Origin of the sequence: Micromonospora coerulea, from assembly GCF_016598485.1 — a bacterium.
Lineage (GTDB): Bacteria > Actinomycetota > Actinomycetes > Mycobacteriales > Micromonosporaceae > Micromonospora > Micromonospora coerulea.
In genome coordinates this window covers 1-25,174 of sequence record NZ_JAEMUW010000044.1, presented here as the reverse complement: position 1 = coordinate 25,174, position 25,174 = coordinate 1, and the positions used below count along the sequence as shown (strand labels likewise).

Annotated in this window: 22 protein-coding genes and 2 pseudogenes; 12 read left to right on the top strand and 12 right to left on the bottom strand. The window is 71.4% G+C overall.

Annotated features, from left to right (window positions below; all coding sequences use genetic code 11):
- The first annotated feature begins 85 nt into the window (after window positions 1-85).
- From I8N68_RS30545 to I8N68_RS30520, 6 genes are all read left to right on the top strand, one after another.
- Window positions 86-769: a DUF1345 domain-containing protein gene (locus tag I8N68_RS30545; RefSeq protein ID WP_200216483.1), complete on the top strand. Its 684-nt coding sequence runs from the start codon at window positions 86-88 to the stop codon at window positions 767-769.
- A gap of 328 nt (window positions 770-1,097) precedes the next feature.
- Window positions 1,098-1,505 carry a YciI family protein gene (locus tag I8N68_RS30540; protein WP_200216481.1) on the top strand — a complete coding sequence of 136 codons (408 nt, stop codon included), beginning with the start codon at window positions 1,098-1,100 and terminating at the stop codon, window positions 1,503-1,505.
- 4 nt (window positions 1,506-1,509) lie between these two features.
- On the top strand, window positions 1,510-2,655 hold the full coding sequence (locus tag I8N68_RS30535) for an RNA polymerase sigma factor (protein ID WP_200216479.1): 1,146 nt from the start codon (window positions 1,510-1,512) through the stop codon (window positions 2,653-2,655).
- Between the two features lie 815 nt (window positions 2,656-3,470).
- Window positions 3,471-3,692, top strand: a complete 222-nt coding sequence (locus tag I8N68_RS33390; protein ID WP_307813043.1) for a YciI family protein — start codon at window positions 3,471-3,473, stop codon at window positions 3,690-3,692.
- A 5-nt stretch (window positions 3,693-3,697) separates the two neighbouring features.
- The gene (locus I8N68_RS30525; protein WP_372433918.1) at window positions 3,698-4,084 is read left to right on the top strand and encodes a YciI family protein; all 387 of its coding nucleotides are present in this window, start codon (window positions 3,698-3,700) and stop codon (window positions 4,082-4,084) included.
- Window positions 4,081-5,325, top strand: coding sequence for an RNA polymerase sigma factor (locus tag I8N68_RS30520; protein WP_200216477.1), 1,245 nt, complete (start codon window positions 4,081-4,083; stop codon window positions 5,323-5,325). The genes I8N68_RS30525 and I8N68_RS30520 overlap by 4 nt, the downstream gene beginning before the upstream one ends.
- Before the next feature lie 495 nt (window positions 5,326-5,820).
- Here the strand turns inward: I8N68_RS30520 and I8N68_RS34425 are convergent, their stop codons facing one another.
- The 4 genes and pseudogenes from I8N68_RS34425 to I8N68_RS30500 all read right to left on the bottom strand — a co-directional run.
- Window positions 5,821-6,000, bottom strand: a complete 180-nt coding sequence (locus I8N68_RS34425) for an Arc family DNA-binding protein (protein WP_372433917.1) — start codon at window positions 5,998-6,000, stop codon at window positions 5,821-5,823.
- Between the two features lie 24 nt (window positions 6,001-6,024).
- On the bottom strand, window positions 6,025-6,540 hold the full coding sequence (locus I8N68_RS30510; protein WP_200216473.1) for a putative immunity protein: 516 nt from the start codon (window positions 6,538-6,540) through the stop codon (window positions 6,025-6,027).
- Window positions 6,541-6,801: 261 nt separating this feature from the next.
- Complete coding sequence (gene rph, locus I8N68_RS30505; protein ID WP_200216471.1) at window positions 6,802-9,399, bottom strand: rifamycin-inactivating phosphotransferase; 2,598 nt, start codon at window positions 9,397-9,399, stop codon at window positions 6,802-6,804.
- A gap of 607 nt (window positions 9,400-10,006) precedes the next feature.
- Window positions 10,007-10,258, bottom strand: a pseudogene (locus I8N68_RS30500) (transposase); the annotation flags it as partial.
- Between the two features lie 247 nt (window positions 10,259-10,505).
- On the opposite strand from I8N68_RS30500, the gene I8N68_RS30495 reads away from it, so the two are divergent.
- Entirely contained in the window at window positions 10,506-11,882 is a 1,377-nt protein-coding gene (locus I8N68_RS30495) for a glycosyl hydrolase family 18 protein (protein ID WP_200216469.1), read from the top strand.
- A 109-nt stretch (window positions 11,883-11,991) separates the two neighbouring features.
- On the opposite strand, the gene I8N68_RS30490 is transcribed toward I8N68_RS30495, so the two are convergent.
- Both I8N68_RS30490 and I8N68_RS30485 read right to left on the bottom strand, forming a co-directional pair.
- On the bottom strand, window positions 11,992-13,161 hold the full coding sequence (locus I8N68_RS30490; protein WP_200216467.1) for an LVIVD repeat-containing protein: 1,170 nt from the start codon (window positions 13,159-13,161) through the stop codon (window positions 11,992-11,994).
- 323 nt (window positions 13,162-13,484) lie between these two features.
- Window positions 13,485-14,069 carry a TetR/AcrR family transcriptional regulator gene (locus I8N68_RS30485; RefSeq protein WP_200216465.1) on the bottom strand — a complete coding sequence of 195 codons (585 nt, stop codon included), beginning with the start codon at window positions 14,067-14,069 and terminating at the stop codon, window positions 13,485-13,487.
- Between the two features lie 130 nt (window positions 14,070-14,199).
- Between I8N68_RS30485 and I8N68_RS30480 the strand changes: the two genes are divergently transcribed.
- On the top strand, window positions 14,200-14,862 hold the full coding sequence (locus tag I8N68_RS30480; protein WP_200216463.1) for a DUF2218 domain-containing protein: 663 nt from the start codon (window positions 14,200-14,202) through the stop codon (window positions 14,860-14,862).
- A 125-nt stretch (window positions 14,863-14,987) separates the two neighbouring features.
- Window positions 14,988-15,734: an N-acetyltransferase gene (locus I8N68_RS30475; RefSeq protein ID WP_307813041.1), complete on the top strand. Its 747-nt coding sequence runs from the start codon at window positions 14,988-14,990 to the stop codon at window positions 15,732-15,734.
- Window positions 15,735-15,744: 10 nt separating this feature from the next.
- Here I8N68_RS30475 and I8N68_RS30470 read toward each other — a convergent pair.
- The 3 genes and pseudogenes from I8N68_RS30470 to I8N68_RS30460 all read right to left on the bottom strand — a co-directional run.
- Window positions 15,745-15,882, bottom strand: a pseudogene (locus tag I8N68_RS30470) (ANTAR domain-containing protein); the annotation flags it as partial.
- 46 nt (window positions 15,883-15,928) lie between these two features.
- The gene (hflX, locus tag I8N68_RS30465; protein ID WP_307813040.1) at window positions 15,929-17,278 is read right to left on the bottom strand and encodes a GTPase HflX; all 1,350 of its coding nucleotides are present in this window, start codon (window positions 17,276-17,278) and stop codon (window positions 15,929-15,931) included.
- A 104-nt stretch (window positions 17,279-17,382) separates the two neighbouring features.
- On the bottom strand, window positions 17,383-17,790 hold the full coding sequence (locus I8N68_RS30460) for a four-helix bundle copper-binding protein (RefSeq protein ID WP_200216461.1): 408 nt from the start codon (window positions 17,788-17,790) through the stop codon (window positions 17,383-17,385).
- A gap of 157 nt (window positions 17,791-17,947) precedes the next feature.
- Between I8N68_RS30460 and I8N68_RS30455 the strand changes: the two genes are divergently transcribed.
- The 3 genes from I8N68_RS30455 to I8N68_RS30445 all read left to right on the top strand — a co-directional run bounded on the left by I8N68_RS30455 (window position 17,948) and on the right by I8N68_RS30445 (window position 22,207).
- Window positions 17,948-21,301 carry a hypothetical protein gene (locus I8N68_RS30455; protein ID WP_200216459.1) on the top strand — a complete coding sequence of 1,118 codons (3,354 nt, stop codon included), beginning with the start codon at window positions 17,948-17,950 and terminating at the stop codon, window positions 21,299-21,301.
- 114 nt (window positions 21,302-21,415) lie between these two features.
- Window positions 21,416-21,793 (top strand): hypothetical protein, encoded by a 378-nt coding sequence (locus I8N68_RS30450; protein WP_200216457.1) that lies wholly within the window; start codon window positions 21,416-21,418, stop codon window positions 21,791-21,793.
- A 72-nt stretch (window positions 21,794-21,865) separates the two neighbouring features.
- On the top strand, window positions 21,866-22,207 hold the full coding sequence (locus tag I8N68_RS30445) for an MmcQ/YjbR family DNA-binding protein (RefSeq protein WP_200216455.1): 342 nt from the start codon (window positions 21,866-21,868) through the stop codon (window positions 22,205-22,207).
- 9 nt (window positions 22,208-22,216) lie between these two features.
- Here the strand turns inward: I8N68_RS30445 and I8N68_RS30440 are convergent, their stop codons facing one another.
- The 3 genes from I8N68_RS30440 to I8N68_RS30430 all read right to left on the bottom strand — a co-directional run bounded on the left by I8N68_RS30440 (window position 22,217) and on the right by I8N68_RS30430 (window position 24,866).
- Complete coding sequence (locus I8N68_RS30440) at window positions 22,217-23,293, bottom strand: PIN domain-containing protein (protein ID WP_200216453.1); 1,077 nt, start codon at window positions 23,291-23,293, stop codon at window positions 22,217-22,219.
- Window positions 23,294-23,369: 76 nt separating this feature from the next.
- Entirely contained in the window at window positions 23,370-24,536 is a 1,167-nt protein-coding gene (locus tag I8N68_RS30435) for a low temperature requirement protein A (RefSeq protein ID WP_200216451.1), read from the bottom strand.
- Between the two features lie 207 nt (window positions 24,537-24,743).
- Window positions 24,744-24,866, bottom strand: coding sequence for a ribosomal protein bL36 (locus I8N68_RS30430; RefSeq protein WP_200216449.1), 123 nt, complete (start codon window positions 24,864-24,866; stop codon window positions 24,744-24,746).
- Between the last annotated feature and the right edge of the window lie 308 nt (window positions 24,867-25,174).

Here is a 25,174-nt window from a genome sequence, read left to right as displayed (position 1 = left end):
ATCAGTGGGCCAGCCAGGGTGACCAACGGGCTCGCTGTGCGCTGCTATCAGCACGCCATGCGACGCGGCGGGAGACACTCGGACGATGACCGGCATGCCCCCGGAGACGATGTATCACCGAGCGCTGGGCTGGCACGCCCCAGCCCTGCGGCGAGCCGTCATCGTCGCCTCCATCGGGCTCCTCGTCGCTCTGGCGCTCCTGCCGTTCGTGACGTGGGAGTTGGCCACGGTCGGGGGGTGGGACGCCGCCGCGCTCGCCTTCCTCCTCACCATCTGGCCGATCATTATCCGAGCGGACAGCTCCCACACCGAGCTACTCGCCACCCGTGAGGACGAGACGCGGGGAACCGCCGCGGTGCTGCTGGTAGGGGCGGGCGTCACCAGCCTGCTGGGTGTCGGCTTTGCTCTCAGCCTCGCCGGCCGGCAGAGCGGCTCAATGCGGGTGCTGCTCATCGGCGTCGCCATACTGACCGTCCTGCTGTCGTGGACCGTTGTCAACACGGTCTTCACCCTGCGCTACGCCGACCTGCAATACCGATCAACGACCGGCGGGATCGGCTTCGGCGGCCAGTCTGTGCAGGTGCGGCCCACCTACCGCGACTTGGCCTACGTCGCCTTCACGATCGGCATGACTTACCAAGTATCGGACACGGCCATCAGGGATCCGCGGATCCGGGGCACCGTGCTGACCCATGCCGTCCTGTCGTACCTGTTCGGCGTGGTGATCGTGGCCGGTTCCGTCAACCTCATCGCCGGACTGGCCCGCTGACCGTTGCGGACTAGCTCAACGAGACGTGCTTCGCTGGCTTCTGACGTACCACTCCGAGCCGGCGCCGGTCAGCCCAAGCCAGCCGCCCTCTCGGCAGCAGATCCGGTCGTCGGGACGACCGCTCAGCGGTAGATGAGTGCTCTGAGTGATATCGCGGTAGCCCAGTGATCGGCGGCTTCCGCGCGATCTGACCGTCGTCGGTAGGCTGCGCGGGGCTCATCTACGAGAGCCAACAGATCCGGACGGCGATGTCGAGAACCCGTGACTGGCTCCGTCCCTGGGGTGAACCGTGACCAGAATGGGTCGCACCAGCACGAGGAGGACCACGATGGCGAAGTACCTGCTGCTCAAGCACTACCGCGGCGCTCCGGCTCCAGTGAACGACGTGCCCATGGACCAGTGGACGCCGGAGGAGATCTCGGCGCACGTGCAGTACATGAACGACTTCGCGGCCCGGCTCGAGAAGACCGGCGAGTTCGTCGACGGCCAGGCGCTCGCCCCCGAGGGGACGTTCGTCCGGTACGACGGTGAGGGGCGCCCGCCGGTCACCGACGGCCCGTTCGCCGAGACCAAGGACCTCATCGCCGGCTGGATGGTGATCGACGTCGACAGCTACGAACGCGCCCTCGAGCTGGCCGGGGAACTGTCGGCCGCCCCCGGGGCGGGCGGCAAGCCGATTCACGAGTGGCTCGAGCTGCGCCCCTTCCTGACCGAGCCGCCCACCATCACGGAGTGACCTGATGGACGAGGCCCTCCTCCGGAGCCTCACGCCGAGCGTGCTCGGCATCCTCGTCCGCCGCGGAGCCGACTTCGCGGCGGCCGAGGACGCCGTGCAGGACGCGCTGATCGAGGCGCTCCGCGTCTGGCCGGCCGACCCGCCGCGGGACCCGAAGAGCTGGCTGGTCACCGCGGCCTGGCGCAAGTTCCTCGACACGACCCGGGCCGACGCCGCCCGCCGCCGGCGTGAGGACCTCGTCGACGAGGAGCCGGCGCCCGGGCCCGCGCCCACGGTCGATGACACGCTCCAGCTCTACTTCCTGTGCGCTCACCCGTCGCTGACGCCGTCGTCCGCGGTCGCGCTCACGCTACGCGCCGTCGGCGGACTGACCACCCGCCAGATCGCCCAGGCCTACCTGGTGCCCGAGGCGACCATGGCGCAGCGCATCAGCCGGGCCAAGCGCACCATCTCCGGCGTGCGCTTCGACCAGCCCGGCGACGTCGCCACCGTGCTACGCGTCCTCTACCTGGTCTTCAACGAGGGATACTCCGGCGACGTCGACCTCGCCGCCGAGGCCATCCGGCTCACCCGGCAACTCGCGGCAGCGATCGACCACCCCGAGGTGGCGGGGCTGCTCGCTCTCATGCTGCTGCACCACGCCCGGCGTGCCACCCGGACCGCGCCCGACGGCAGCCTGGTGCCGCTCGCCGAGCAGGACCGCGGCCGATGGGACACAAATTCGATCGCCGAGGGCGTCGAGATCCTGCAGGCGGCCCTCACCCGTGACCGGCTGGGCGAGTTCCAGGCCCAGGCCGCCATCGCGGCACTCCACGCCGACGCGCCCACCGTCGAGGAAACCGACTGGGTGCAAATCGTCGAGTGGTACGACGAGCTCGCCCGCCTGACCGACAGCCCGGTCGTCCGGCTCAACCGCGCAGTGGCCGTCGGCGAGGCCGACGGACCGCGCGCCGGTCTAGCGGCGCTCGCAGCGCTGGACGACGCACTGCCCCGCCACACGGCGGTGGCGGCGTACCTGCACGAACGCGACGGCGACCTGGCCACGGCGGCCCGGCTGTACGCCGAGGCGGCCCGAAGGGCCCCCAACCTCGCCGAGCGCGACCACCTGACGCGCCAGGCCGCCCGCCTCAACGCCCGCCGAGGTCGCTGACGGGTCGCGTCACGGGGCGCTTGCCTCCCCCGCACCGCCGCGGGTCCCCACCATGGACGGTAGGGCGTCTGATGTAGTTGTCGGTCCGTCGGCATGCGGATCCCGGCGCTGGCGGCGAGGTGCTTGAGCCGGGGGCTGCGGCATGCCGACCCATCCGCGCCCGGAGGGGGTTGCGCAGGACCGGACCATCGAAACGGCCGTCGACCGCACGATCCACGGTCCTGCCACGGAGGGCGGCAGTGGGACGAGGACGACCTCGCCGCCCTTGCCGCGCACCTGCAGGACGCGATGTCCGTGTTCCTCTCCGACGGTCGCCGATGTTGGCGCCGCAGGGCTTCGAAGAAGCTCCGCGGATCCACGCCGAGCCCCTTCGCCAGACGGCTGCGGCGCACCCCCGAGGGCCGCCAGCGAAGACCTGCTCGACCTCCTCAACTGCTCGCGGTTCGCCGGGGAGTCAAGCGGGCGAGTGTGCGTTTCGAAGGACGGAGGTCGGTCCTTTCCTCAGTCACTACGCCGGGGCTGCCTTGAAAAGGAGTTTCCGGGATGGTGTCGTATCAAGGCGCAGCCGTTCGTGGAACTAGTGTGCGGCGGCTGGCCGGGCCGCCGGACACGAGGAGTCGGGAAAGGTCCTCGTCCGGGGACTGAGAGGAGACGACCATGACGGAGTACCTGATCACCTTCAACGATGAGTGGGTGCCCGACCACACGGCGGAGGAGCTGCGCGAGAAGGGCACGGCCGCCCGCGCCGTGATCGAGGAGATGCAGGCCGACGGTGTCCTGACTTCACCAACGGCGGGCTCGACCGGTCCACCGCGGTGTGCAGTGTCGAGCCGGTTGACGGCAAGCCCTTCTTCACCGACGGCCCGTACGTCGAGACCAAGGAGCACCTCGGCGGCTTCGCCGTCGTGGACGTGCCCGACGACGCGGCGGCGCGATACTGGGCCGGCAGGCTCGCGACCGTGCTCGACTGGCCGCAGGAGGTGCACCGTTTCCGAGGTCCCGGGCAGGCCCGGCGTAACGGCTCTGCGGAGAAGTGAGCGCGGTGCCCAGGTACCTGCTGTCCGTCTACGGACCGGCCGAGCGCACCGAGTTCGGCACCTACCCCTCCCAGGAGGCCATGCTGCAGGCGTTCGCCGACACCGGTGCCTTCAACGTGAGGCTCCAGAGGGACGGCCACTTCGTCTTCGCCGACGGCCTGGAGCCCGCGACGACCGCGACCACCGTCGACGGGCAGGGCGCGAAGCCGGCCTTCACTGACGGGCCCTGCCTGGAGACGAAGGAGTACCTCGGCGGCTTCTGGGTCATCGAGGCGGCCGACCTCGACGTGGCACTGGCGCTTGCCGCCGAGGGGTCGAAAGCGTGCCACGGCACGGTCGAGGTGCGTCCCTTCCGAACCGAGGAATCCGTCCGAGCGCTGCTGGAGCCGTGACTGCTCCCACCGTCGACCAGGCGATCACCCGTGTCCACCACGAGGAGTGGGCGCGGGTGGTCGCCGGCCTCGCGCGCCGTTTCGGCGACCTCGACGTCGCCGAGGAAGCGACGGCGGAGGCGTTCGTAGCAGCTGCAGAGCGGTGGCCGCGCGAGGGCGTACCCCCCAATCCCGGCGGTTGGCTCGCCACCACCGCGACCCGCAAGGCAATCGATCGGCTCCGTCGCGAGTCGCAGCGCGACGCCATACACCAGGCGGCCCGGATCGTGTACGACGACACCCCTCCTGAGCCGACCGGCCCGGTCGAGGACGACCGGCTCAGACTGGTCTTCACCTGCTGCCACCCTGCGCTCGCGATGGAGGCCCGGCTGGCGCTCACCCTGCGCCTGCTCGGCGGCCTCACCGTCCCCGAGATCGCCCGCGCCTTTCTGGTGCAGGAGACCACGATGGCGCGACGGATCACCCGCGCCAAGGCAAAGATCAAGGCGGCACACATTCCCTACCGGGTGCCCTCGGCCGACGACATCCGCGAGCGGCTCGCCGGCGTGCTCGCGGTCGTCTACCTCGTCTTCAACGAGGGCTATCTCGCCAGTGAGGGGGACGACCCCGTGCGCGTCGACCTCACCGACGAGGCGATCCGCCTCGGCCGTCTGCTCCGAACTCTCCTCCCGGACGACGGCGAGGTAGCCGGCCTGCTTGCCCTGATGCTCCTCACCGACGCCCGGCGGCCGGCGCGCGTGTCCCGCACCGGGGAGCTGGTGACCCTCGACGAGCAGGACCGCGGCGCATGGGACCGCACCCTCATCGCCGAGGGCAACGCCTTGGTTCGCGAGCGGATCGAGGCGGTGGCGGCCGGCGGTGACCCACCCGGGCGCTACCAGCTGCAGGCCGCGATCAACGCGGTCCACACGGATGCCCCATCCGCCCGAGGCACCGACTGGTCCACCATCGTCGCCCTCTACGGCCGCATGGTGCTGCTCGACCCCTCGCCGATCGTGCGGCTCAACCGGGCGGTCGCGGTCGCCGAGGTCGACGGCCCCGGGGTCGGGCTCGCCGAGATCGACCGGCTCGCCGAGGTCCTTGACGGCTACCACGCCTTCCACGCCGCGCGCGCCGACCTGCTGCGGCGACTCGGGCGCGGCGGCGAGTCGCGGGCAGCGTACGACCGGGCCATCGGTCTCGCCGGCAACCCCGCGGAGCGGCTCTACCTCACCCGCCGCCGCGACCAGCTCGCCGGCTGACCGACACGTGGAGCCAGCCCGTTCCAGCACCGTTCGCGGTCATGAGCGGACGGTTGATGGCGTATCCGTGAGATGCCATCGGAATCGTTGGGCGTCATCCACGGCCCCGGCGGGTCAGAAGCTGCTGCCGCTCTGCCGGTCGTCTGAGGCTCCTGCCCGGCGGACGTGCGACAGGTTGCCCGCCATGACTGAACTCGGACCCGTCGCCTGGCCACCTGCCCCGATACGGACCGAGCGGCTCGTGCTCCGCGAGTCCGAGGCCCGGGACCGTGCGGCGCTCATCGAACGCCCTCGACCGCGTGATGAGCTCGAGCGCACGTTACCTGAGACGCCCGAGAGGCGCCCCGGCCTTTTCGTGGTCGATCTCGACGGAGCGATGATCGGCACCATCGAGCTCAACCGGCGCGACTCGGAGCGTCGGAGTCATGTCCGTCCGGATGCCGGGGAGGCCGGTCACGCCGCCCGCTTGAGCTCGTGCCCGGCAGCACGACGGATCTACGAGGCCACCGATCGGTCGCCGGCCTCGGCGCGGCGCTTGACCTGGTGGAGCACGTCGGAAGGGAAGCGTACGGGGATGGCGTTGTCAGCCCGCACTGCGCGGTGCCGAGAAGATCCAGAGCACCGGGCGGATATGCCCACCACGCTCAACGACTGTTTCGTAGCGAGCCGTGACATCGCAGACCTACGACTGACGCCCGCTCAGCAGTCGAACACCGACCAGCAGATGTCGTTCCGCAACCGCTGGTCGTCGAGCACGAGCTCGCGGATCGCCTCCGGGAGTTGGTCACGCTGCCATCGGCACTCGAGTCGCCCTGCGGCATCGCTCTCGCCTTCCGACGCGGCAGCACGTGCGGCCTTGATCGCATAGGCGGCCGCACCGAGTTCGTGCGCGGCGACGTGTGCCACGGCCCCCGCTTGGCCAGCAGCGTACGCGGCATACCGTGCTGCCCCACGCAGGTCTCTGGCCGCGCCCATTGCATGGCCGCCCGCCGCGCGAGCCTGCATCATCTTGACCTCACCACGCACCCAGGCGCGGGCGTGCTCGATCGCTTCACGTGGTCGTGGGTCCTCAGGCTGAACCGACTCGAACAGGTGAAGGACGTGCTCCGCGCACGACGCCGCCCAAAGAGCGAGGAGATGATGATCCGAATCAGTGAGGGTCCCACCGCGACGAAGGGTGACGAAGCGAGGGTCCCGAACCTTCGGGAGGATCATGGTTGGGCGCTCCTTCCAAGGGGACGGACCGCATCTTCAACCGTAGCGTCGTTCGAGCACCAGAGCGGCCTTCGGGCGTCGTGCACCCTGACCCGGGATCCCCTCACACATCCTGTACTCGGCGAAGCCGCGAGCGGCTGACTATGTCCCGGAGGCCATGTACGCGGCCAGGATGTAGTTGGGTGCCGGTCGAGGTTCTTGCGGGCCCGGTCGTAGCGCCTGGTGGTTCGTGGGTCGGCGTGGCGCGTGGTGAGTGGGCAGTCAAGGCAGAATCTCGACGTACCCGTCGCTTCCGTGCACGCGGATCCGCTGCCCATCCGGAATCAGCCGGGTGGCATCTACCACACCGACGACAGCCGGCAGGCCGTACTCCCGCGCGATCACTGCGCCGTGTGTCATCAATCCTCCGACCTCCGTCACCAGGCCTGTGATGGCGACGAAGAGGGGCGTCCAGCTCGGGTCCGTGTGGGCCGTGACGAGGATGTCACCCGGTTCGAGATCAGCCTGGGCCATGTCCAGGATGACGCGGGCGCGCCCTTCGATGGTCCCGGCGGAGACCGGTAGGCCGATCAGGGCGCCGGTCGGCACGTCGTTGCGTCGGTACGCCCCGGCGATGGCCTCCCCATCTGATGTCAGCACCCGGGGCGGCGTGAGCGCGTGGTACGACCGGAACGCGTCCTTGCGCTGCTGGATCAGCTTGTCATCCACCTCGTTCGAGCGCACGACGTCGTGGAGTTCCTGGAACGTGAGGTAGAAGATGTCCTCCTTCTCGGGGAGCACGTTGGCCTGCACGAGGCGCTCGGCCTCTTCGAGCAAGGCCTGCTTGTAGACGAAGTAGCGGCTGACGATGCCGTACTTCGGGTACTCCCGGTAGCCGATGAAGGTCCGGACCCGGTCGATCATCCGCTTGGTCTCGTCGGCCTTCTGCTCCCCGTCCGGCAGGGCCCGCAGGCGTTCGAGCACCTCCTGCGCCTTCTTCTGCGCCTCCTGCCGCCCTTGCTCGAAGCGCCGCTCGGCGGCGCCCGGCTCGAAGAGCTTGATGTTGTCGAGGATCAGGGGCACGAGCGTGGTGGGGCGTTCCCTCCAGCGCGGCCTCGTGATGTCGATCTCGCCGACGCAGCGCATGCCGTACCGGTCGAGGTAGGCCTCGATGGCGTCGCGCGCTTCGGTCCCGCCCGCGAACTTCGACAGCTCGTCCAGGAAGCCGTCGTCCTCGACGCCCTGCAGGAACGCCACTACCTCCGGATGCGGGCGGATCACGTCCGCGACGTCGAGCAGCGCCAGTCCCATCTCTGACGTGACGTTGCCGGGGGCGGACAGCGTGAGGGTGTCGGCCGCGTTCTTCTCGCCCAGCCATTCCCGCAGCTGGTCGTTGAGCCACCAGGTGGCCTCCATCCCCGCCATGATCGCCTGCATGCTCAAGGGATCACTGAGGACTCGCTTGTGCTCCTGGAAGGCCTCCAGCAGGAAGTCGAACAGCGCCGGTCCGGTCTTCGTCCGGATGTCGCGCCGCAGTGCGGCGATGGAGGCCTGGCTGCGCTCGATCAGCTCGGTGACGATGTCCGGATCGGTCTCGATCGGGGCGGACGCGCCGCTGGCCGGCGGCCCGCCGGGACCCGCGTCCGGGAGCGCCGGGACGAAGTCGTGGCGGTCGAGGACGGTCTCCAGCGCGTCCCTGATCAGCGGATCGCCCCTCCCCGCCATCTCCAGGAGGCCGGCGCGGCTCGCGGGCGAGGCCAGGCGCCGGGTGACGTCGACGAACAGCCTCCCGCCGGCCTCGTGCATCGGCGCCATGGCCGTCAGCTGCCACACGGAGACCCCCAGAGGCTTCATGGGGTCGGTCATCATCTGTTGGTGGCCGACTGAGACATAGACGTGGTTCTCTGTGTCGCGGACCGCGGGGATGGGGTACAGGGTGGTGATTGGCCGGCTCTGCACGATCTGGAAGTCATCGTCGACCAGGCACCATTCGATGTCCTGCGGGCGGTCGAAATGCGCTTCGATCCGCCGCCCGAGCTGCACGAGCCGCACGACCTGCGCATCCGTCAGCGCCGGCTGCTCCTGCCGCTGCGGGTCGAGCGCCACTTCCTGCGCACCGCCAGCCGGCAGGGCGTGAACGGCACGCTGTTTGGCGGCGACCGCCTTGGCGATGACCTCGCCGTCGCGCACCCTGAAGACGTCCGGGTTCACCAGGCCGGACACCAGGGCCTCGCCGAGGCCGAAGCTGGCGTCCACGGTGGCGACCTTCCGGTTGCCCGTGACGGGGTCGGCCGTGAACAGGATGCCGGCCGCATCCGGGAAGACCATCTGCTGCACGACCACGGCCATGTGGACCTTCCGGTGGTCGAAGCCGTTTCGCAGGCGGTAGGTCACGGCCCGCTCGGTGAACAGCGACGCCCAGCACCGGCTGACGTGCTGGAGGATCGCCGCCAGCCCCACGACGTTCAGGTACGTGTCCTGCTGGCCGGCGAAGGAGGCCGTCGGCAGGTCCTCTGCCGTCGCGCTGGATCGCACGGCGTAGGCGGCCTGCTCGCCGAGCTGGGCGAGCGCGCGGGTGATCGCCGCCGCCAGATCGCCCGGGATGGCAATCCCTTCGATGGTCCGGCGGATCTCCGCGCTGAGCGTGCGGATCGCCTCCCGGTCATCCGGGTTCAGGCGCGACAGCTGATCGAGCCGATCGTCGATCGACGGTGCTTCCGCCATGATCCGCCGGAAGGCGGCCGTCGTCACGCAAAACCCGGCCGGCACGCGGATGCCTTCGATCCGCGACAGCCCGCCCAGGTGCGCGGCCTTGCCGCCAACGACCGCGACCTGCGTCTCGTCAACCTCTTGAAGATCCAACACGTACTGCTCGATCATTGCGATGCCTCCGAGGCAGCCGTGCTCCATTGCATTGCACTGGCCGATCGAAGCACCGGCGCCTCGCGCTGTGTCGAACCTCTTGTTCGGCACGTCCTCATGTCTGGTTGGCTTCCCTCTGACGAGTCGGCCGGCCGCTGCGCCCGGTCGGGCGGCGCGCACCCCGGCACCTCCGCGTCAAGCGCCCGCCACTGCACCGCCAATCTCATCAGCGGTTCAAGGTCGCCGCGTCCCCCGTACATCGACAACACACCCACGTCGGGCCCCCCATTTCCTCGTCGGTGCTGTGTCCGGCCGCCGATTCTGCGGCAAGACCCGGGTCTTGCCGCAAGCCCCCCTGTGCGCTATACGTTAGAAGTGGCAAGGAGTGAGATCCTCTTGCCTTTGCTTTTGTCGTCCGCCGCAGGCTGAGATCCTTCGACCGCCTGGAGCCGTGCCGGGTACCTCCGGCGGGTGCCGGACCCCCACGACCGCCGCAGCGCCCTGGCACTCTCCGACGCCGGTGGCCACGGCCGCGTCGCCCGGGTGGGCTTTGGCCAGCGCGATCGTCGGTCAGCTCATCATCGCCGCGCCCGAGGTGCGCTGAGTCGAGGGCCGGTTGCGGAACCGGGAAGTACAAGCCCGAACGACGCTTGGGGATGGCCAGGTCGGTCGTCCCAGCCCGGGTGTCCCACTCCCCCGGGGGTCGGTAGCCGTTGCGGAAGTTGACCCGCTCGTCGCTGGGCCGCCCGTAGCCGGCGCCGCAGGTCGCATCCGCCTCGGCGGGCATCAACGCCTGCGCGAACGTGCGCACCATCGCCTGCAACACGTCCGGCGCCGCACCCTCGATCTGCTCGCGCAGCAGGTCAACAGGGTTCATCCGCGGCTGCGTCCGGTCGCCTTCCCGCCGGGCTGGCAGCAGGCAGTGGCCGAGCAGCTCGACTTCCAGAACGGCCGCCACGCGGCGCATCGAAGAGCATCGTTGACGTCTTAGTTAATGCTCTTTAATATTTGGCCTACCTCGAGGAAGCCCGTCCCTGTCCCACCCGTACGCCCGATCCGGCGACTGGCCAGCCAGCGCCGGCCGGGCAGCACGCGCCGCAACCCGCCAACGGGAAGGCCCCTCGATGTCCTCACCACGCCCCCGCCGCTCGGCCCTCGTCGCCGGTCTGCTCGCCCTGGCCACCGCCGGCGCGACCGTCGCCCTGTCCCCAGTCGCGGCCGATGCCGCGGTCCTGCCGAACAACTTCAAGAGCGTCGGCTACATGCCGTCCTGGAGTGGCAACGTCAACACGATCCAGTACAGCAAGCTCACCCACATCAACTACGCGTTCGTGCTCCCCAACAACGACGGCAGCCTGCGCCCGGTGGAGAATCCGAGCAAGCTCTCCTCGCTGGTGTCGCTCGGGCACGCCAACAACGTGAGGGTGTCGATCGCGATCGGCGGCTGGAACGACGGCAACGACTCCGCGTTCGAGGCGCTCGCCGCCAACTCCGGCGCCCGCGGCGCCTTCGTCAGCAACGTGATCGCCTTCGTCAACCAATTCAACCTCGACGGCGTCGACATCGACTGGGAGTACCCCGACCCGGGCGCCTCGGCCACCAACTACTCGCTGCTGATGCAGCAGCTCGGCAGCGCCCTGCACAGCCGCGGCAAGCTGCTCACCGCCGCCGTGGTCTCGGAGGGCTACTACGTCGAGGGCGTACCGACCGCGGTGTTCGGCTACGTCGACTGGCTGAACATCATGGCGTACGACGGCGGGAGCCCGCACGCCAACTACGACTGGGCGATCAGCAGCGTGAACCTGTGGAAGTCGCGCGGCCTGCCCGCCGGCAAGGCCGTATTCGGAGTGCCCTTCTACAGCCGGCCCGGCTACTACACCTACTCCGCGCTGGTCGCCATGGACCCGGCCAACGCCAACCGGGACTGCACCACGGTCAGCGGGGTGCAACAGTGCTACAACGGCATCCCGACCATCAAGCGCAAGACCCAGTGGGCGCTCGCCAACGCCGGCGGGATGATGAACTGGGAACTCTCCCAGGACACCACCGGCTCCACCTCGCTGGTCAGCGCGATCTACGACACCGTGATGGGCGGCACCACCCCGCCGCCTGGCGGGCCGACCGGCCCGATCACCGGCATCGCCGGGAAGTGCGTCGACGTCGCCGCGGCCAACAGCGCCAACGGCACCGCCATTCAGCTCTACACCTGCAATGGCACCGCCGCACAGAGCTGGACGGTGGCCACCGACGGCACGCTTCGCGCCCTGGGCAAGTGCGCCGACGTGACCAGCGGCTCCACCGCCAACGGGGCGAAGGTCCAACTGTGGGACTGCAACGGCACCGGCGCCCAGGTCTGGCAGGCACAGTCCAACGGCACACTGCGCAATCCGCAGTCGAACAAGTGCCTGGACGCCACCGACAACAGCTCCGCCAACGGCACCCGGCTGCAGATCTGGGACTGCTTCGGCGGCGCCAACCAGGTCTGGCGCCTGCCGGCCTGACGCCACCAGGCGGGCGAACACCTTTCATCGACGCATCGGATCCTCGGCCACCCTGAAAGGACGAGAGCGGGCGGGCGCCGTCGGCGCCCGCCCGCTCTCGCAAGCACCGTCAGGGCAGCAGGAACGTCTGGGTCTGCGGGTTGAGCATCGGCAGGTGACGGGCGCCGGCCGTCTCGGGGCCACTGAACCGGAGTACGTCCACGCCGCGGGAAATGTCGTTGGCGATGATGAGGCCGTTGTACCAGTACGTCGACCACTGGTTGGACCGCATGTCGTAGTAGGCGATCTCCTTCGGGTTCCTCGGGTCGGTCAGGTCGACCACCGAGGTCCCCGAGCCGTACGCGGAGGAGACCAGGATGTTGCGGCCGGCCACCGGCACGTAGTTGAAGTTGTGGTAAGTGCTCGGCTCGGCGCGCGGGATGCGCAGGTGGCTCAGCGGCGTGCTGGGGTCGTCAACCGCGTACGTCCAGATCGCCCCGAACGGCTCCCGCGCCGGCCCGAAGTACTCGTCACCGAAGGTGACGTGCTTCCCGTCGTGGGTGAACGCCGCGCTGTGCCAGATGTCCACGTCGGGCGTGTCGATGTTCGCGGTCACCCGGGGCGCCACAGGGTTGCTGATGTCCCAGAGTTGCCCCTGGGACAGGCATGCCGCGGCGGCGAGCTTGCGCGGGGTCAGCACCTGGATGTCGTGGCAGGCGAAGAAGTCGCCGGACGCACCGGAGAAGGGGTCGATCCCCGTGATGCTGGGCTCGGCGACGACCTTGGCGGCGAGGCCTGCGGTGGCGTCGCCACCCGGCACGTCGATCACGGAGATCCGCTCGAACGGGGCCTGGCAGTCCGGGCCGATGTTGCTGGCGCTCAGCGGGTAGGACGCGACGTAGATGTAGGTGCCGCCGTCCTCCCGGGGCACCAGGGTGTGGGTGTGCGAGCCGCAGTCGGTCCGGATCGCCTGCAGGAACCTCGGCGCCGCCGGGTCGCTGACGTCGAAGACGCGCACCCCCTCCCAGGCGCCCGGGGTGGATGCGGTGACGTTGCGGGATCCCTCGCAGCCCGGCGTGCTCTGCGGGGTGTCGACGGACAGGAACAGCAGGTCACCCCAGACCGAGACGTCACCCTGGGGGCCGTTGCAGTGCACGTCGGCCAGCTCGACCGGCTCGCCCGGCTCGGCGATGTCGATGACCCGGAAGCCGCCGTAGTGGCCGGCGAAGACCAGGTCACCGGAGAAGGCAAGGTCGGAGTTGACCCCTCCGGTGTGGGCGTCGGTCGAGAGGAGGTGCATGTTGCTGCTGTAGGCGTCGGCCGGGCTGCTCGGCGGAGGCGGCGGAACGGACCCGTCGTCCCATGGCTCATGAGCCTGGGCCGGAGATGACATCGTGGCGAGCAGGATCGCCGCGCCTGCAACGACGAGTGATCGGATTCGGGAAGGTTTACGCACGCCGCCCCCTCACGTCGGACGTGTCGCCACGCGGGGCGATCACGATTGTGGATGTCACCCTGCCAAATACCTTCAGCCGTCGCTAGCCCTTCGGCAAAAACACCCGGACTGGGCTGACCTCGCCGGGCGCTGCTGCCGGTCCTCAATGGTTCAGGGATCTGGACGGATTACCGGCGTGGGGCGCTGAGTCCAGCCAGGGTGACGGCGACCAAGCGGTGAACGGCGTCCGGAGTGGTCATACTGCCGGCCGCCGTGAGGGCGTGCAGGCAGTAGCTGGCCAACTCGTCGGTGGCCACATCGTCGCGGAGGTCGCCATCCTTGGCGGCCTCCACGAGGAGGCCTTGGATGAAGTCGCGTAGTCGCTGCTGGGCGCGGTCGACGTGTTCGCCGCGGTGCAGCAGCGAGGCGAGTTCGCCTCCGTGACGGGGCGCTGAGTAATGCTGGATGCGCGCGTAGGTGTGCAGAACAGCTTCCAGGCGCGCGATGGCCGGGGCGGCGGGATCGACGGCGGCGGCGGTGAGCTGGTCGAGGTGCGCGGTGATCTGACGTTCATGCCACGCGGTGAGAACGGCCTGGGCGTCCGGGAAGTACTTGTAGAGCGTCGCCCGCCCGATGCCGGCCTGTTCGGCGATCTGCGACATGGTCAGCGCGACCAGTCCGTGCTCGGCCACGAGGGCGGCCATGGCGTCCATGGCGGCGTCCCGAACGGCGGCGCGGTGCGCGTCAATCGTCTCGGTCCACAGCTTGGGCACGACCACGAGGATACAGATCGACCAGGTGAGTGACAAACTGACACTGGTAGAGACATACTGTCTCGATAACTTGATCCCGGGTCAGCCCGGGCCGGCCCTCGACGAACCAGATGACCACGAAGGAACACGCATGCCGATCGCGCAAGCTGAGATCCAGACCGAGCGGGCCAGCCGCTACCTCGTCCAGTTCTGCAAGCACGCTGCCGCCATGGACGGCGGCGGGCACCTCCATCGCATCCATCTGCACGAGCCGTTGACCCGCCGCGAAGTGCAGGTAGCAGCCGAGTGGTCGGACACCACCGGACTTGTCACCTTCACCCCCTGGGGTCGGGCCACGCTCACCGCCGACGACGGCATCCTCACAGTGCGCGTCGACGCCGCCGACGACGACGGCCTGGCCCAGATCCGTGACGTCATCACCCGCGACCTCGAGCGGTTCAGCCGTCGCGACCCACTCACCGTGACCTGGCAGCGCCTCGAAACCGCCAGCACCGTCCCCATCCGACACACTGACGCGCCGACGCCCAAGCCCCGTCGACGCTTCTCACGTACCCACCTCCAGACGATCCTCCTCGCGCTTGCCGTGGTCGGCGTCATCGGTCTGCACGTCGGGCTGGCGGGCACGGTCGTGGCGCAATCGCCGTGGACCGGCGTCGCAACCAACGTCCTCGTGGCACTCATCGTCCTGAAGATCGCGCTGGTTGCGGTGGCCCGACACGGAATGCGACGCCGGAGGGCCACCAAGACTCCTGCAACGCAAGCTCACGACGGCACCACCTCTGGGGGACGTTGACGGCGGGAATTGCCGGACCCCGCAGCGGATTGTCGTTCCACAGCGCGGCTCAGTGGCGGGGCGAGCCAAGACCTCGCCCGGAAAAGGGGTGCGCCGCGGCGGTGGACGTCCTACGGTTTCCGTCCGTGACGATCGACATCGTGAGTCTGGCCGACCGCCCGGACCTCGCGCCCCGGCTCGACCAGGACTTTGACGGGGCGTGGCCGGAGTTCATGCTCTGGGACCCGATAGGCGCGATGTACTACAACGTCGCCCACGACCTGTACCCCGAGTTCGTGTTCGTCGCCGTCGACTCCGCCGCGCCCGAACGGGCCGTCGCGCGGGCGTACGCCGTGCCGTTTCGCTGGACGGAGCCGGAACTCCCGGACGGCGGCTGGGATCGGGCGATCCAGCGGGCGACCGTCGTCCGACTCACCGGGGCCACCCCGAACATCGTCTCGGCGATCGAGATCTGCGTCCGGCCCGACCGGCGCGGCGACGGGCTGTCCGCCCAGATGCTCGCCGCCATGCGGCAAGCCGTCGCCAAGCTGGGGTACGACACCCTGGTCGCCCCGGTACGCCCGAGCGGCAAGCACCGTCACCCGGACCTGCCGATGACCGAGTACGCGGCGCAGGTCCGCGCCGACGGCCTGCCGGTCGACCCGTGGCTGCGGGTGCACGTGCGCGCGGGCGGGCGCATCGAGCGGGTCGCCACCCGGTCGATGATGATCAGCGGAAGCCTCGAGGACTGGCGCCGCTGGACCGGCCTGCCGTTCGACCGGAGCGGTCCGGTGCACGTACCCGGCGCTCTCGTGCCGGTGCACTGCGACGTGACCCACGGGCACGCCGTCTACGTCGAGCCCAACGTCTGGGTCCGGCACCGGCTCCAGTGATCGTTGCCGGTCAGCCCTGGCCGCCGCCGACCGCCCGGGAGACCAGGGCTTGAGCGACGTCGCGGACCTTCCGGTTGGTGTCCTGCGAAATCTTCGACAGCAGCGCGAACGCCTCCTCCGACGAGCAACGCCGCTCCCCCATGATGATCCGAGCAGGTAGGCGCCGGCGGGACGGGGGTCGGCCGCACGCGCCGTCAACGACGGGTGAACAGGGTGGCCAGCTCGGCCCGAAGCCGGTCGATGCCCGCACCGGTCAGCGCGGAGACGGGCACCGCGTCCGGATACGCCCGGCACAGGGCGACGACCCACTCCGGCGGCGCGACGTCGATCTTGTTGAGCACCAACAGCTCGGGTACCAGGCCGGCACCGATCTCGTGGAGCACCCCGTGCACGGTGGTGATCTGGTCGAGCGCGTCCGGGGCCGACGCGTCGACCACGTGCATCGCCAGGTCGCTGCGGCTGACCTCGTCCAGCGTCGAGCGGAATGCGTCGACGAGCTGGTGGGGCAGGTGCCGGACGAAGCCGACGGTGTCGGTGACGGTGTAGGTCAGCGCGCCGGTGCTGATCCGGCGTACGGTCGGGTCGAGGGTGGCGAACAGGACGTCCTGGACCTGGGCGTCCGCGCCGGTGAGCCGGTTGAGCAGCGCCGACTTGCCGGCGTTGGTGTAGCCGGTGATGGCGACCGAGGGCACCTGGTTGCGGGCCCGGCGGCTGCGGGTGCGTTCCCGGCGCCGAGCCAGCTCGGTGGCGTTGCGGCGCAGCCGGGTGGCCCGCTGCCGCAGCGTGCGCCGCTGCGTCTCCAGCCGCATCTCACCGGGGCCGCGGACACCGATACCGGCGCCGCCGGCCATCCGCCCGCCACCGACCCGGGACATCGACCGGCCGTCGCCACGCAGCCGGGGCAACTGGTACGCGATCTGGGCCAGCTCCACCTGTACCCGTCCCTCGCTGGTGCGGGCGTGCTCGGCGAAGATGTCGAGGATCAGCGCGGTGCGGTCCACGACGCGCACCCCGACCCGCTCCTCCAGGTTGCGCACCTGGCCGGGGGTCAGCTCACCGTCGGCGATCACCAGCTCGGCGTGGACCCGCTCCGCCGCCGCGGCGAGCTCGTCGACCTTGCCGGAGCCGATGAACGTGGCCGGATCGGGCCGGGGCCGGTGCTGCACCACCGCCTCGGCCACGGTCAGGCCGTCGGTGTCGGCGAGCCGGCGCAGCTCGTCCAGGGACACCTCGCTGCCGGGGCCGCTGTCCCCCGCGCCCTCGTCCTGGTGCACCGCGACCAGCACGGCTGTCGGCCGCTGCCCCGGGGTGCCGCCGTCGGCGCCGAGCAACCACGATCCCGCCATCGTCCACCTCACCTCGTGTGCGCTGGACTCCGAGCTACCCGAGACGCGGTCGACCATGCCGAAGACGGCGATGGACTGCATCGCCGGCGGGCGGATCGGCCGTCGGACCAGGTGGGGCGCCCCCGTGGCGCGGCAGCGGGTGGTGGGCTGGCGCCGCCCGGCCGAGAAGAGCGGCGCGCCAAGCTCCGTCGCCCGCACCAGGCGTCGGTAGGCGGAGCCGACGGGGCGTGGTCGCGGTCCATGAGCCCGGATGAGCGGCCCGGTTCCGGCGACGATGTCGACCGGCGTCGGGTGGGAGTCGCTCAGCTCATCGTGGCCAGCAGGTCCCGGCACGCCCGCTCGCAGGCGCGGCAGGCGTCCGCGCAGAGCCGGCAGTGCTCGTGCATCTGGGCGTGTCGGTCGCACTCGTCGCCGCAGGACCTGCAGGCGGTGGCGCAGGCCTCCAACAGGCTGCGGCTGATGTTGGCGTCGTAGCCGGTGTGCCTCGACAACACCCGCGACGTCGTCGCGCAGATGTCGGCGCAGTCCAGGTCGGTTCGGATGCACTTGGCCAGTTCGGCGACCATGTCCTCGCTCAGGCAGGCATCCGCGCACGCGGTGCAGGCCTGGGCGCAGTCGTTCAGCGCGTCGATCGTCGCCGCGAGCTTCGTCCGGTCCAGGTTGATCGACTTCGGGTACGTCTGGATCATCGGCAGGGTGGTGCTGGGCATGGTTGCTCCTCTCCTCGGCTCACGTCGCCCTACCCGGACCCGCCCGATACATACCTGAACATCTCGTATCCGCCGGCTTCGTCGGGCGAGGGTGCCGGGGTCGGGCCGGGCGGAAACGGGTCGGCGGATCCGGCCCTTTCCGGGCACAATGACCGCCGTGCAGAGATCGACAAGCCGGCTGCTCGGCGAGCTGGACGCGCTGCCGTACCCGGAGCGGATGGCGACCCTGGCCCGTCGGGCCCGCGAGCTCACCGTCACCGGCGAGCTCGCGGACGTGCTGGCGGACCTGCGGGGTGGTCCGTCGTACCACCGTTTCCTCGCCGTCACGGCCGGCGCGGTCGTCGGCGACCGGGAGGCGGTGCGGGCGGCGCTGGAGGACCCGCACCGCTCGATCCGCGCGGTGACGGTGAAGGTGGGTCTGCGCGACGGCTGGCTGTCGACCGCGGACGTGCGCGCCCTGCTGCCCGACGCGCCGGCCGACCTCCGGCGCCTGGTCTACCGCACGCTGCGCCACCTGCGCCGCACCGACGTCGCCGACGGGCTGGTCGACGACGTCCTGGCGCGTTTCGGGGCCGGTGAGGCGGCCGCGCTGCTGCCCGCCTGTGGCGCGGGCACCGCCCGCCGGGTGCTGCCGGCGGTGGAGCACGCGGTGGAGAGCTGGCTGCCGCTGGCCCGGCGGCACGGCGAGGTGCTGCTCGACCACGCCGCGACGGTGCTGCCCGGACTCGGCCCGGAGGAGACCAACCGCTGGTGGTCGAGGCACGCCGCAGGCATCCTGGCCGCCGGTCGGGCCCGGCCGGACCAGGCGCTGACCCTCCTCGAACGCCACGCCCCGGCCAGTCACCTCCCCGGCGACCTGGTCGGCTACGGGCCGCTCGCCGCCGCGGCCCCGCACCGGGTGCTGGCACTGCTGACCGCACCGGATCGGGCCGGCTGGCTGGCCTACGAGTGGCTGCCGCCGAGACTGCTGCGCCGGATCGGCCGGCTGCCGCGGCCGGAACTGGTCACGCTGGGCCGACGGTTACGCGGCCACAACAATTCGTTCGAGCGCCTGCTGGCCGCCCTGCCGCCGACCGAACGGGGCGCGCTCTACGACGCGGTGCGGGAGGACGTGGCGACCACCGACGAGATCCCGGACGAGGCGCTGGTCGACGTGCTACCTCGGGCCTGGCGGGAGCGGGAGGCCCGCCGGGTGCTCGCGCTGGACCGGGTGCGCCGCGACGAGGCGGCGGTGCGGACGTGGAGCGCCTTCCTGCCCTGGCCGCAGGCGTCCGCGGCCCTCGCGCCGGTCATCCGGGCGGCCGACGCGCCCAGCCGGGCGGCCGGGTACGAGCTGCTGCTCGCCGCGGCCCGGCGCAGCGGCGACCCGGCGGTGGTGGCCGAGGCGGCGACCCGGCTGGATCGGCTGCGCAACGAGCAGGACCCCGTCCGGGCCGCGGCCCTGAGCGCGCTGGCCGGCCTGTCCCCGTTGCTGCGCGCCGACTCCACCGAGGTGCTGCATCGGATCACGGTCGACGCGACGACCACCCGGGATGCCTCGACCCGGACCCTCGCCGCGCTCGGCGATCTCGCGGTCGGCGTGCTGCGCCACCACGTCGACGACCCGGCGCTGCTGCAGTGGGCGTTGGACACCCTGGACCGGCTCTTCGGCGGGCATCGGCTGCCGCCGTTGGGGCGGCTCGACCAGACGCTGCGGCGCGGCCAGGAGGCTTTGGTCTTCGCCCGGCTCCGCGAATGGGTCGAGGCGGGCGTGGCGCGGGGCCAGTTCTCCGCCCTGTTCGCGGTGGCCCGCGCGCTGGACCGGCGCGCCTGGCGGCTGCCGGAGCTGCAGGAGCTGCTGCGCCGGGCGACCGCACCGGGCACCGTGAGCGGCGTGGTCGGGGAGGCCGTCGAGTTGTGGCTGGCCGACCCGGTGACCCGGGGGCAGCGGGTGGCGCAGGTCCTGGACGGGGACACCTCCACCATCGTGCTCCGGGCGGTGTGGCGGGCGGTCAGCGCGCGGCGTACCGACCTGCTCGACCGGGTGCTGGCCGACCCGCCGGCCGGCGCGTTCCTCACCGCCGGCGTCCGTTGGGTGCCGCGCACGCCGGTGCGCCCCGAGCGGTGGCTGCCCCGTCAGCAGCGAGCCTTCGTCGGGCTGCAGGCGCAGATCGTCCGCGACGCGGGTACCCCGCTGCACGACCGCGCGGCCGCCATCCGGTCGGCGGCGCCAATGTCCGACGAGGGGTACGACCTGGTGCTCGGGTACGTGGACTCCGCGAACGTGACGCTGGCCGAGGCGGCCCTGGCCGCACTGCCGTGGACCGACCGCCCGGGCGAGGCCCTGCCGGTGCTGCTGTCCCATGCCGACGACGAACGGGCCCGGGTCGCGTTGTACGCCGCGGGGCGGGCGGCCCGGTTCGTGCGCCCGAGCGACCTGCTGGGGCCCCTGTCGAACGTCGCGCTCGGCCGGGGCAAGGTGACCAGCCGGAAGGAGGCGCTGCGGCTGCTGGGCCGGTTCGGCCCCCCGCCGGCGACGTCGGTCCTGCTGGCCGCGTGGGACCAGCCCGACCAGCACCGGGACGTCCGGGCAGCCGCCGTCGCCGCCGCCCGGCAGCGGCTGCACGCGGTGGAGAGCTGGCAGATCCTCGAGCAGGCGGCCGCCGGTGGCCGCGAGGAACGCCTGACCGTGCTGGCGACCCCGCCCCACCAGGTCGCCGCACCGGACCAGCCCCGGTACGCCGCCCTCGTGGCCCGGGTCTGTGTGAGCGCCGACCGGGAGGTGGCCCGGCCGGCCTGGGTCCAGCTCGCCCGCTGGATGCCCTGGGCGCCCGACCTCACCGACCTGGCCACGGCGGCCCTCGTCGACCTGAACGAGGACCACACCGGGCCGCCGGCGCACCCCATGGTGGGAGCGCTGCTCGACCATCCGGACCGCCCCGAACGGGATGTGCTCCGCACGGTCCTGCGCACCCTGATCCGGCTCGACGAGGCCGACGTCGATCCCGGCGGAGCGGGCGCCGACCGCCCGGCTCGCCGTCGGATCACCGCCATCCTGCGAGCGGCCGAGAGCTGGGCCCGGACGGTGGGCCGGCGGTTCGACCGGACCCCCGCCCTGGCGGTGGCCCGCGAGGTGGGGCGGCACCCCGCGTACGTGGCGCCGGCGGCCCGGTTGATGACCGCGCTGCTGCCGCTCGACGCCGCGGCGCCCGGCACGCTCGCCGCCGGCGTCAACGAGATCACCGAGCTGGTCGGAGGGCGTCCGGCGCTGGCCGCACGGCTGGCCGACGAACTGGCCCGGCGGGCGGAGCGGTCCTACCGGACGCCGGTCGAGCCGATGGCCTGGCTCCACGCGGCCCGCTCCCTCGCAGGACGGGGCGACGCCGCGGCCGGCCTGTTCGCGGTGGCGCTGGCCCGCAGCGGCAGGTGGCGGGGCTGGCCGGATCCCTGGCGCGACCTGCTGCGCTCGCTGCGCCAGCACCCGGTCGCCGACGTCCGGGACACCGCCTTCGACGTCTCGATGGAGCGATGACCCGCCGGCGGTGCCGACGATCCGCCCGACCGAGATCGATCTCGGTCGGGCGGCGAGGGACACCACCGCGGAACCCGGCCGGGTACGGTCCCGGGCATGGGCTACCAGATGTAGGTGCAGCGGTTCGTCGACGACGACGTGGCAGCGATGCCCGCTGATTTGTTCGGCACGGTGTTCGGCCCGTACGTGGACCGGCGGGAACCGGAGTTCGGCTCGGCCCACATCACCGTCCCCGACGGCGGCGACGCGACCTTCTACGGCGTCACCGACGTCCAGATCGACAGCCTCATGATCACGCGCTTCTCCCCCGGCCAGGTGCTCGATCTGCTGGTCGAGTTCGCCAACCGGGCCGGCGGGGTGATCATTCCCCCCGACTGCCCGACGATGCTCACCGTGGAGGAGCAGCGCGGCGTGGTCCCGGAGGAACTGCGCTCCGGCGCCGTGGTGGTGGCCAGCGGCGCCGATGTCGAGGCCGTGCTGGCGGCCGACTGAGTTGACCGCCTGCCCGCCCCGGCACGTGGCCACCACGACGGATTGTCGGAGGTCCCCCGTACGGTGCCCGCCGTGACAACCGTCGCCGAGGTCCGCGCGCTGGCCCGCACCCTGCCACGCACCACCGAGCACCTCATCCACGACCGGGTGAAGTTCCGGGTCGGCGCGATCGTCTACGTCGCGTTCTCCCGGGACGAGCAGACGATGGGCTTCGGCTACCCGAAGGAGCAGCGGGACGGCCTCATCGCCGCCGAACCGGACCTGTTCTTCCTGCCCCGCGCCTCCGACCTGCGGTTCAACTGGGTGTGCTGCCACCTGGCCCGGCTCGACCACGACCAGATGACGGAGCTGGTGACGGAGGCGTGGCGGATGGTGGTGCCGAAGTTCCTCGCCCGGCAGCGGCTGGGCGAGTGAGCCCGCGGGTCAGGCCGCCGTCGCGGTGAGAAGGTAGTCGTCGTCCTCGGCGCTCCACCGCAGCTCCACGACGCCGCTGGTGGCGGCCGCCTTGCAGAACTGCAGGAAGCTGCGGTACCCGAGCTTCTTCTCGCTGAAGTCCGGGCGGGCCCGCCGCAGCTGGTTCTTGAGGCCGGACAGCGCCACGGCGCCGGCACCGCCGGTGAGGTCCACCACCACGGAATGGAGCAGCGCGAACGCCGTCTCCCGATCACCCCGCTCGGGCAGGGACACCTCCGGGTCACCCTTGGCGGGCCCCTCCGCCAACTCGATCACGTTCTGCCCGGCGAGGTGCCGCAGGAGCTCGCCGAAGGTGCGGAAACCGTAGTCGGACTCGCTGAACGTCGGGTCCTTGCGCAGCAGGGTCCGCTTCAACGTCGAGGCGGTCACCGCGCCGCTGGAACTGCCCTGCAACCCGGCCACCGTCTGGGCGACCAGGACCGCGAGCGTGTCGACGTCGCGGGGCGCCTCCTCCTCGGCCGGCTGCGGCTCGAGCTCCCGCTCCGCCGGCTGCGGCTCCGGGCTCGGCAGCCGGGCGGGGCGACCCCGCCGCCCGCGGGTCTCGGGGATCTCCACCCCCTCCAGCCGGTCGTAGAAGAGGAACTCGTCGCAGGCCGGCGGGAGCAGTGCCGAGGTGGACTTTTCCACGCCCACACCGATGACCCGCTTGTTGAGCTCGCGGAGCTTGTGGACCAGCGGGGTGAAGTCGCTGTCGCCGGTGCAGATCACGAAGGTCGAGATGTAGTCCCGCTCGAAGGCCAACTCGACGGCGTCGACGGCCATCTTGATGTCGGCGGCGTTCTTCCGCGAGGCGCCCATCCGCTGGGGAATCTCGATCAGCTCGACGTGCGAGCGGGTGAGCATCCGCCGGTCCTCGTCGAAGTACGACCAGTCGGCGTACGCCCGGCGCACCACCACCCGGCCCCGCTCGGCGAGGGCGTCGGCGACCGGCCGGAAGTCGAAGGCCACCCCGCCGCGATGGTCCCGCGCGCCCAGGGCCAGGTTCTCGTAGTCGAGGAACAGCGCGATCCGATCTTCTTGATCCACGGGAGCAGCCTACGCCGCACCGCAACCGCGGGCCGCCGACTCGTAGGCCGCGGGCTCGGCGGAAGTTTCGCTAACCTCACCGCCCCGTCCGCGGCCCCGGCTCGGTGCGGGCGAGCCGGCGCTCCAGGACCAGCACGACGAGGAGGAGGGCGACGGTCGCCGCCGCGACGCCGAGCAGTGGCAGCGCGTGGCCGACGAGCGCGATGAGCACCAGGGCGGGCAGACCGAGCAGGCGGGGCCAGGACAGCCGGCGGAAGATGACCGCGGACAGGGCGACCCGGCCGGCGAGGAAGAGCGCGGGACCGGCGACGGTGAGGGCGACGGCCGCGGTGTGCCCCCCTTCCGTGGGATGCGTCAGCACGAAGTCGGCGGCCACCGACGTCGCCAGCACGCCGGCGATCATCACCAGATGCAGGTAGCTGGTGATGGTGCCGAACCGGGACGGGTCCCGTTCGTCGAGGGCGGCGCCGAGGCCCCGGCCGGCCGGTGTGACGTACAGCAGGCCGCTGAGCACCGCGACCGCGAAGACGAGCAGGAACGCGACCGACGGCGCCGCCGCCAGGTCCGTCGACGAGTACGTCACGCCGGCGGTGATGATCAGCTCGCCGAGCGCGATGATGAAGACCTGCTGGTACCGCTCGGTGAGATGCCCGCCCCGTAACCGCAGCTCACCGGGCTCGGCGCGGCCCAGCCCCGGAGTCGGCCAACCGATCCGCGGCGCCGTGTAGTCCAGTGCCAGGGCCGCCACCCAGACCGGCACCCGCACCGCCGGCCAGGCCGCCCCGACCAACCAGAGGATGCCGGTCGCGCCGTACCAGGTGAGGATCCGCAGCGTACGGCGGCGCAGCGAATGCCCCCGGAGCGCCACCGCCGTGACGACGCCGCGGCCGACGTGGATCGCGACGTACGCCCCGGCGAAGAGCCAGGCCCGACCGCCGGTGGCGTCCGGGACGGCGACGCTCATCAGCAGCATCCCGAGCGTGGCGCCGACAAGCACGGCCTGCACCCAGGGGTTGGCGCGGTCGAACCAGTCGGCGAACCAGGCGGTCACCGCCCAGACCGACCAGAGCGCCACCAGGAGCAGGGCCGCGAGCGCCGTCTGGGCGACGCTCACGCCCACCTGCGGGACGAGCGAGAGCTGCCGCAGCGCGAGGACGAAGGCCAGGTCGAAGAAGAGCTCCAGGAACGACGCGCGCAACGGCTCGTCGCGGCGTCGCAGCAGCGCGCCCGGCCTGCTCGACATCGCGGCTCCCCCCGGCGCCTCCCTCCGCCTTCCTACCACCGCCGGGTTGCCCCAGAGCCGGAATGGCCAGCCGGGCCGGTCGGCCCATCGGGCGCGCTGGTGATCGCGGTCGGGCACGCCACCGGCGGCCCGGGTGCGCACGGCTGACCCCGGCGCGCAGGGGCGCGGACCACCGCGATGGCCCGCGCCCCGCGGTCGGGACCAGGGTCAGCCCTGCCGGGCCTTCTGCCGCGGATCCGCCTTGTTGATCACGAACACCTTGCCGCGGCGGCGTACCACGATCGAGTTCGCCTTCTGCTTGAGTGCTCGCAGGGAGCTTCGCACCTTCATCGCGCGTCATCCTTCCCGAGCGTTCGTCTGTCGGCGGCCGCCGACCGATGTCGCCGGTGGGCTCAACCTCGCCGGGCAGCGGCGCCGCACGTCGACCGGCTGAGCGCCGCGGATCTGGCATACCCGGCGAGCGCGTCGGCATACCCGCGCCGCCGACCGGTGGCACCAGGCATTCGTACCCCGGTGCCCGGATCGGAACCGCCGGCGGCGGCGGTCGCCCGCCGCCGCCGCCGGTACGGTCACGGGTAGCTGACGAGGTTGACCGGGACGGTGCTGGTGCCCTGCGCCGTGGCACCGGGTGGAGGGTG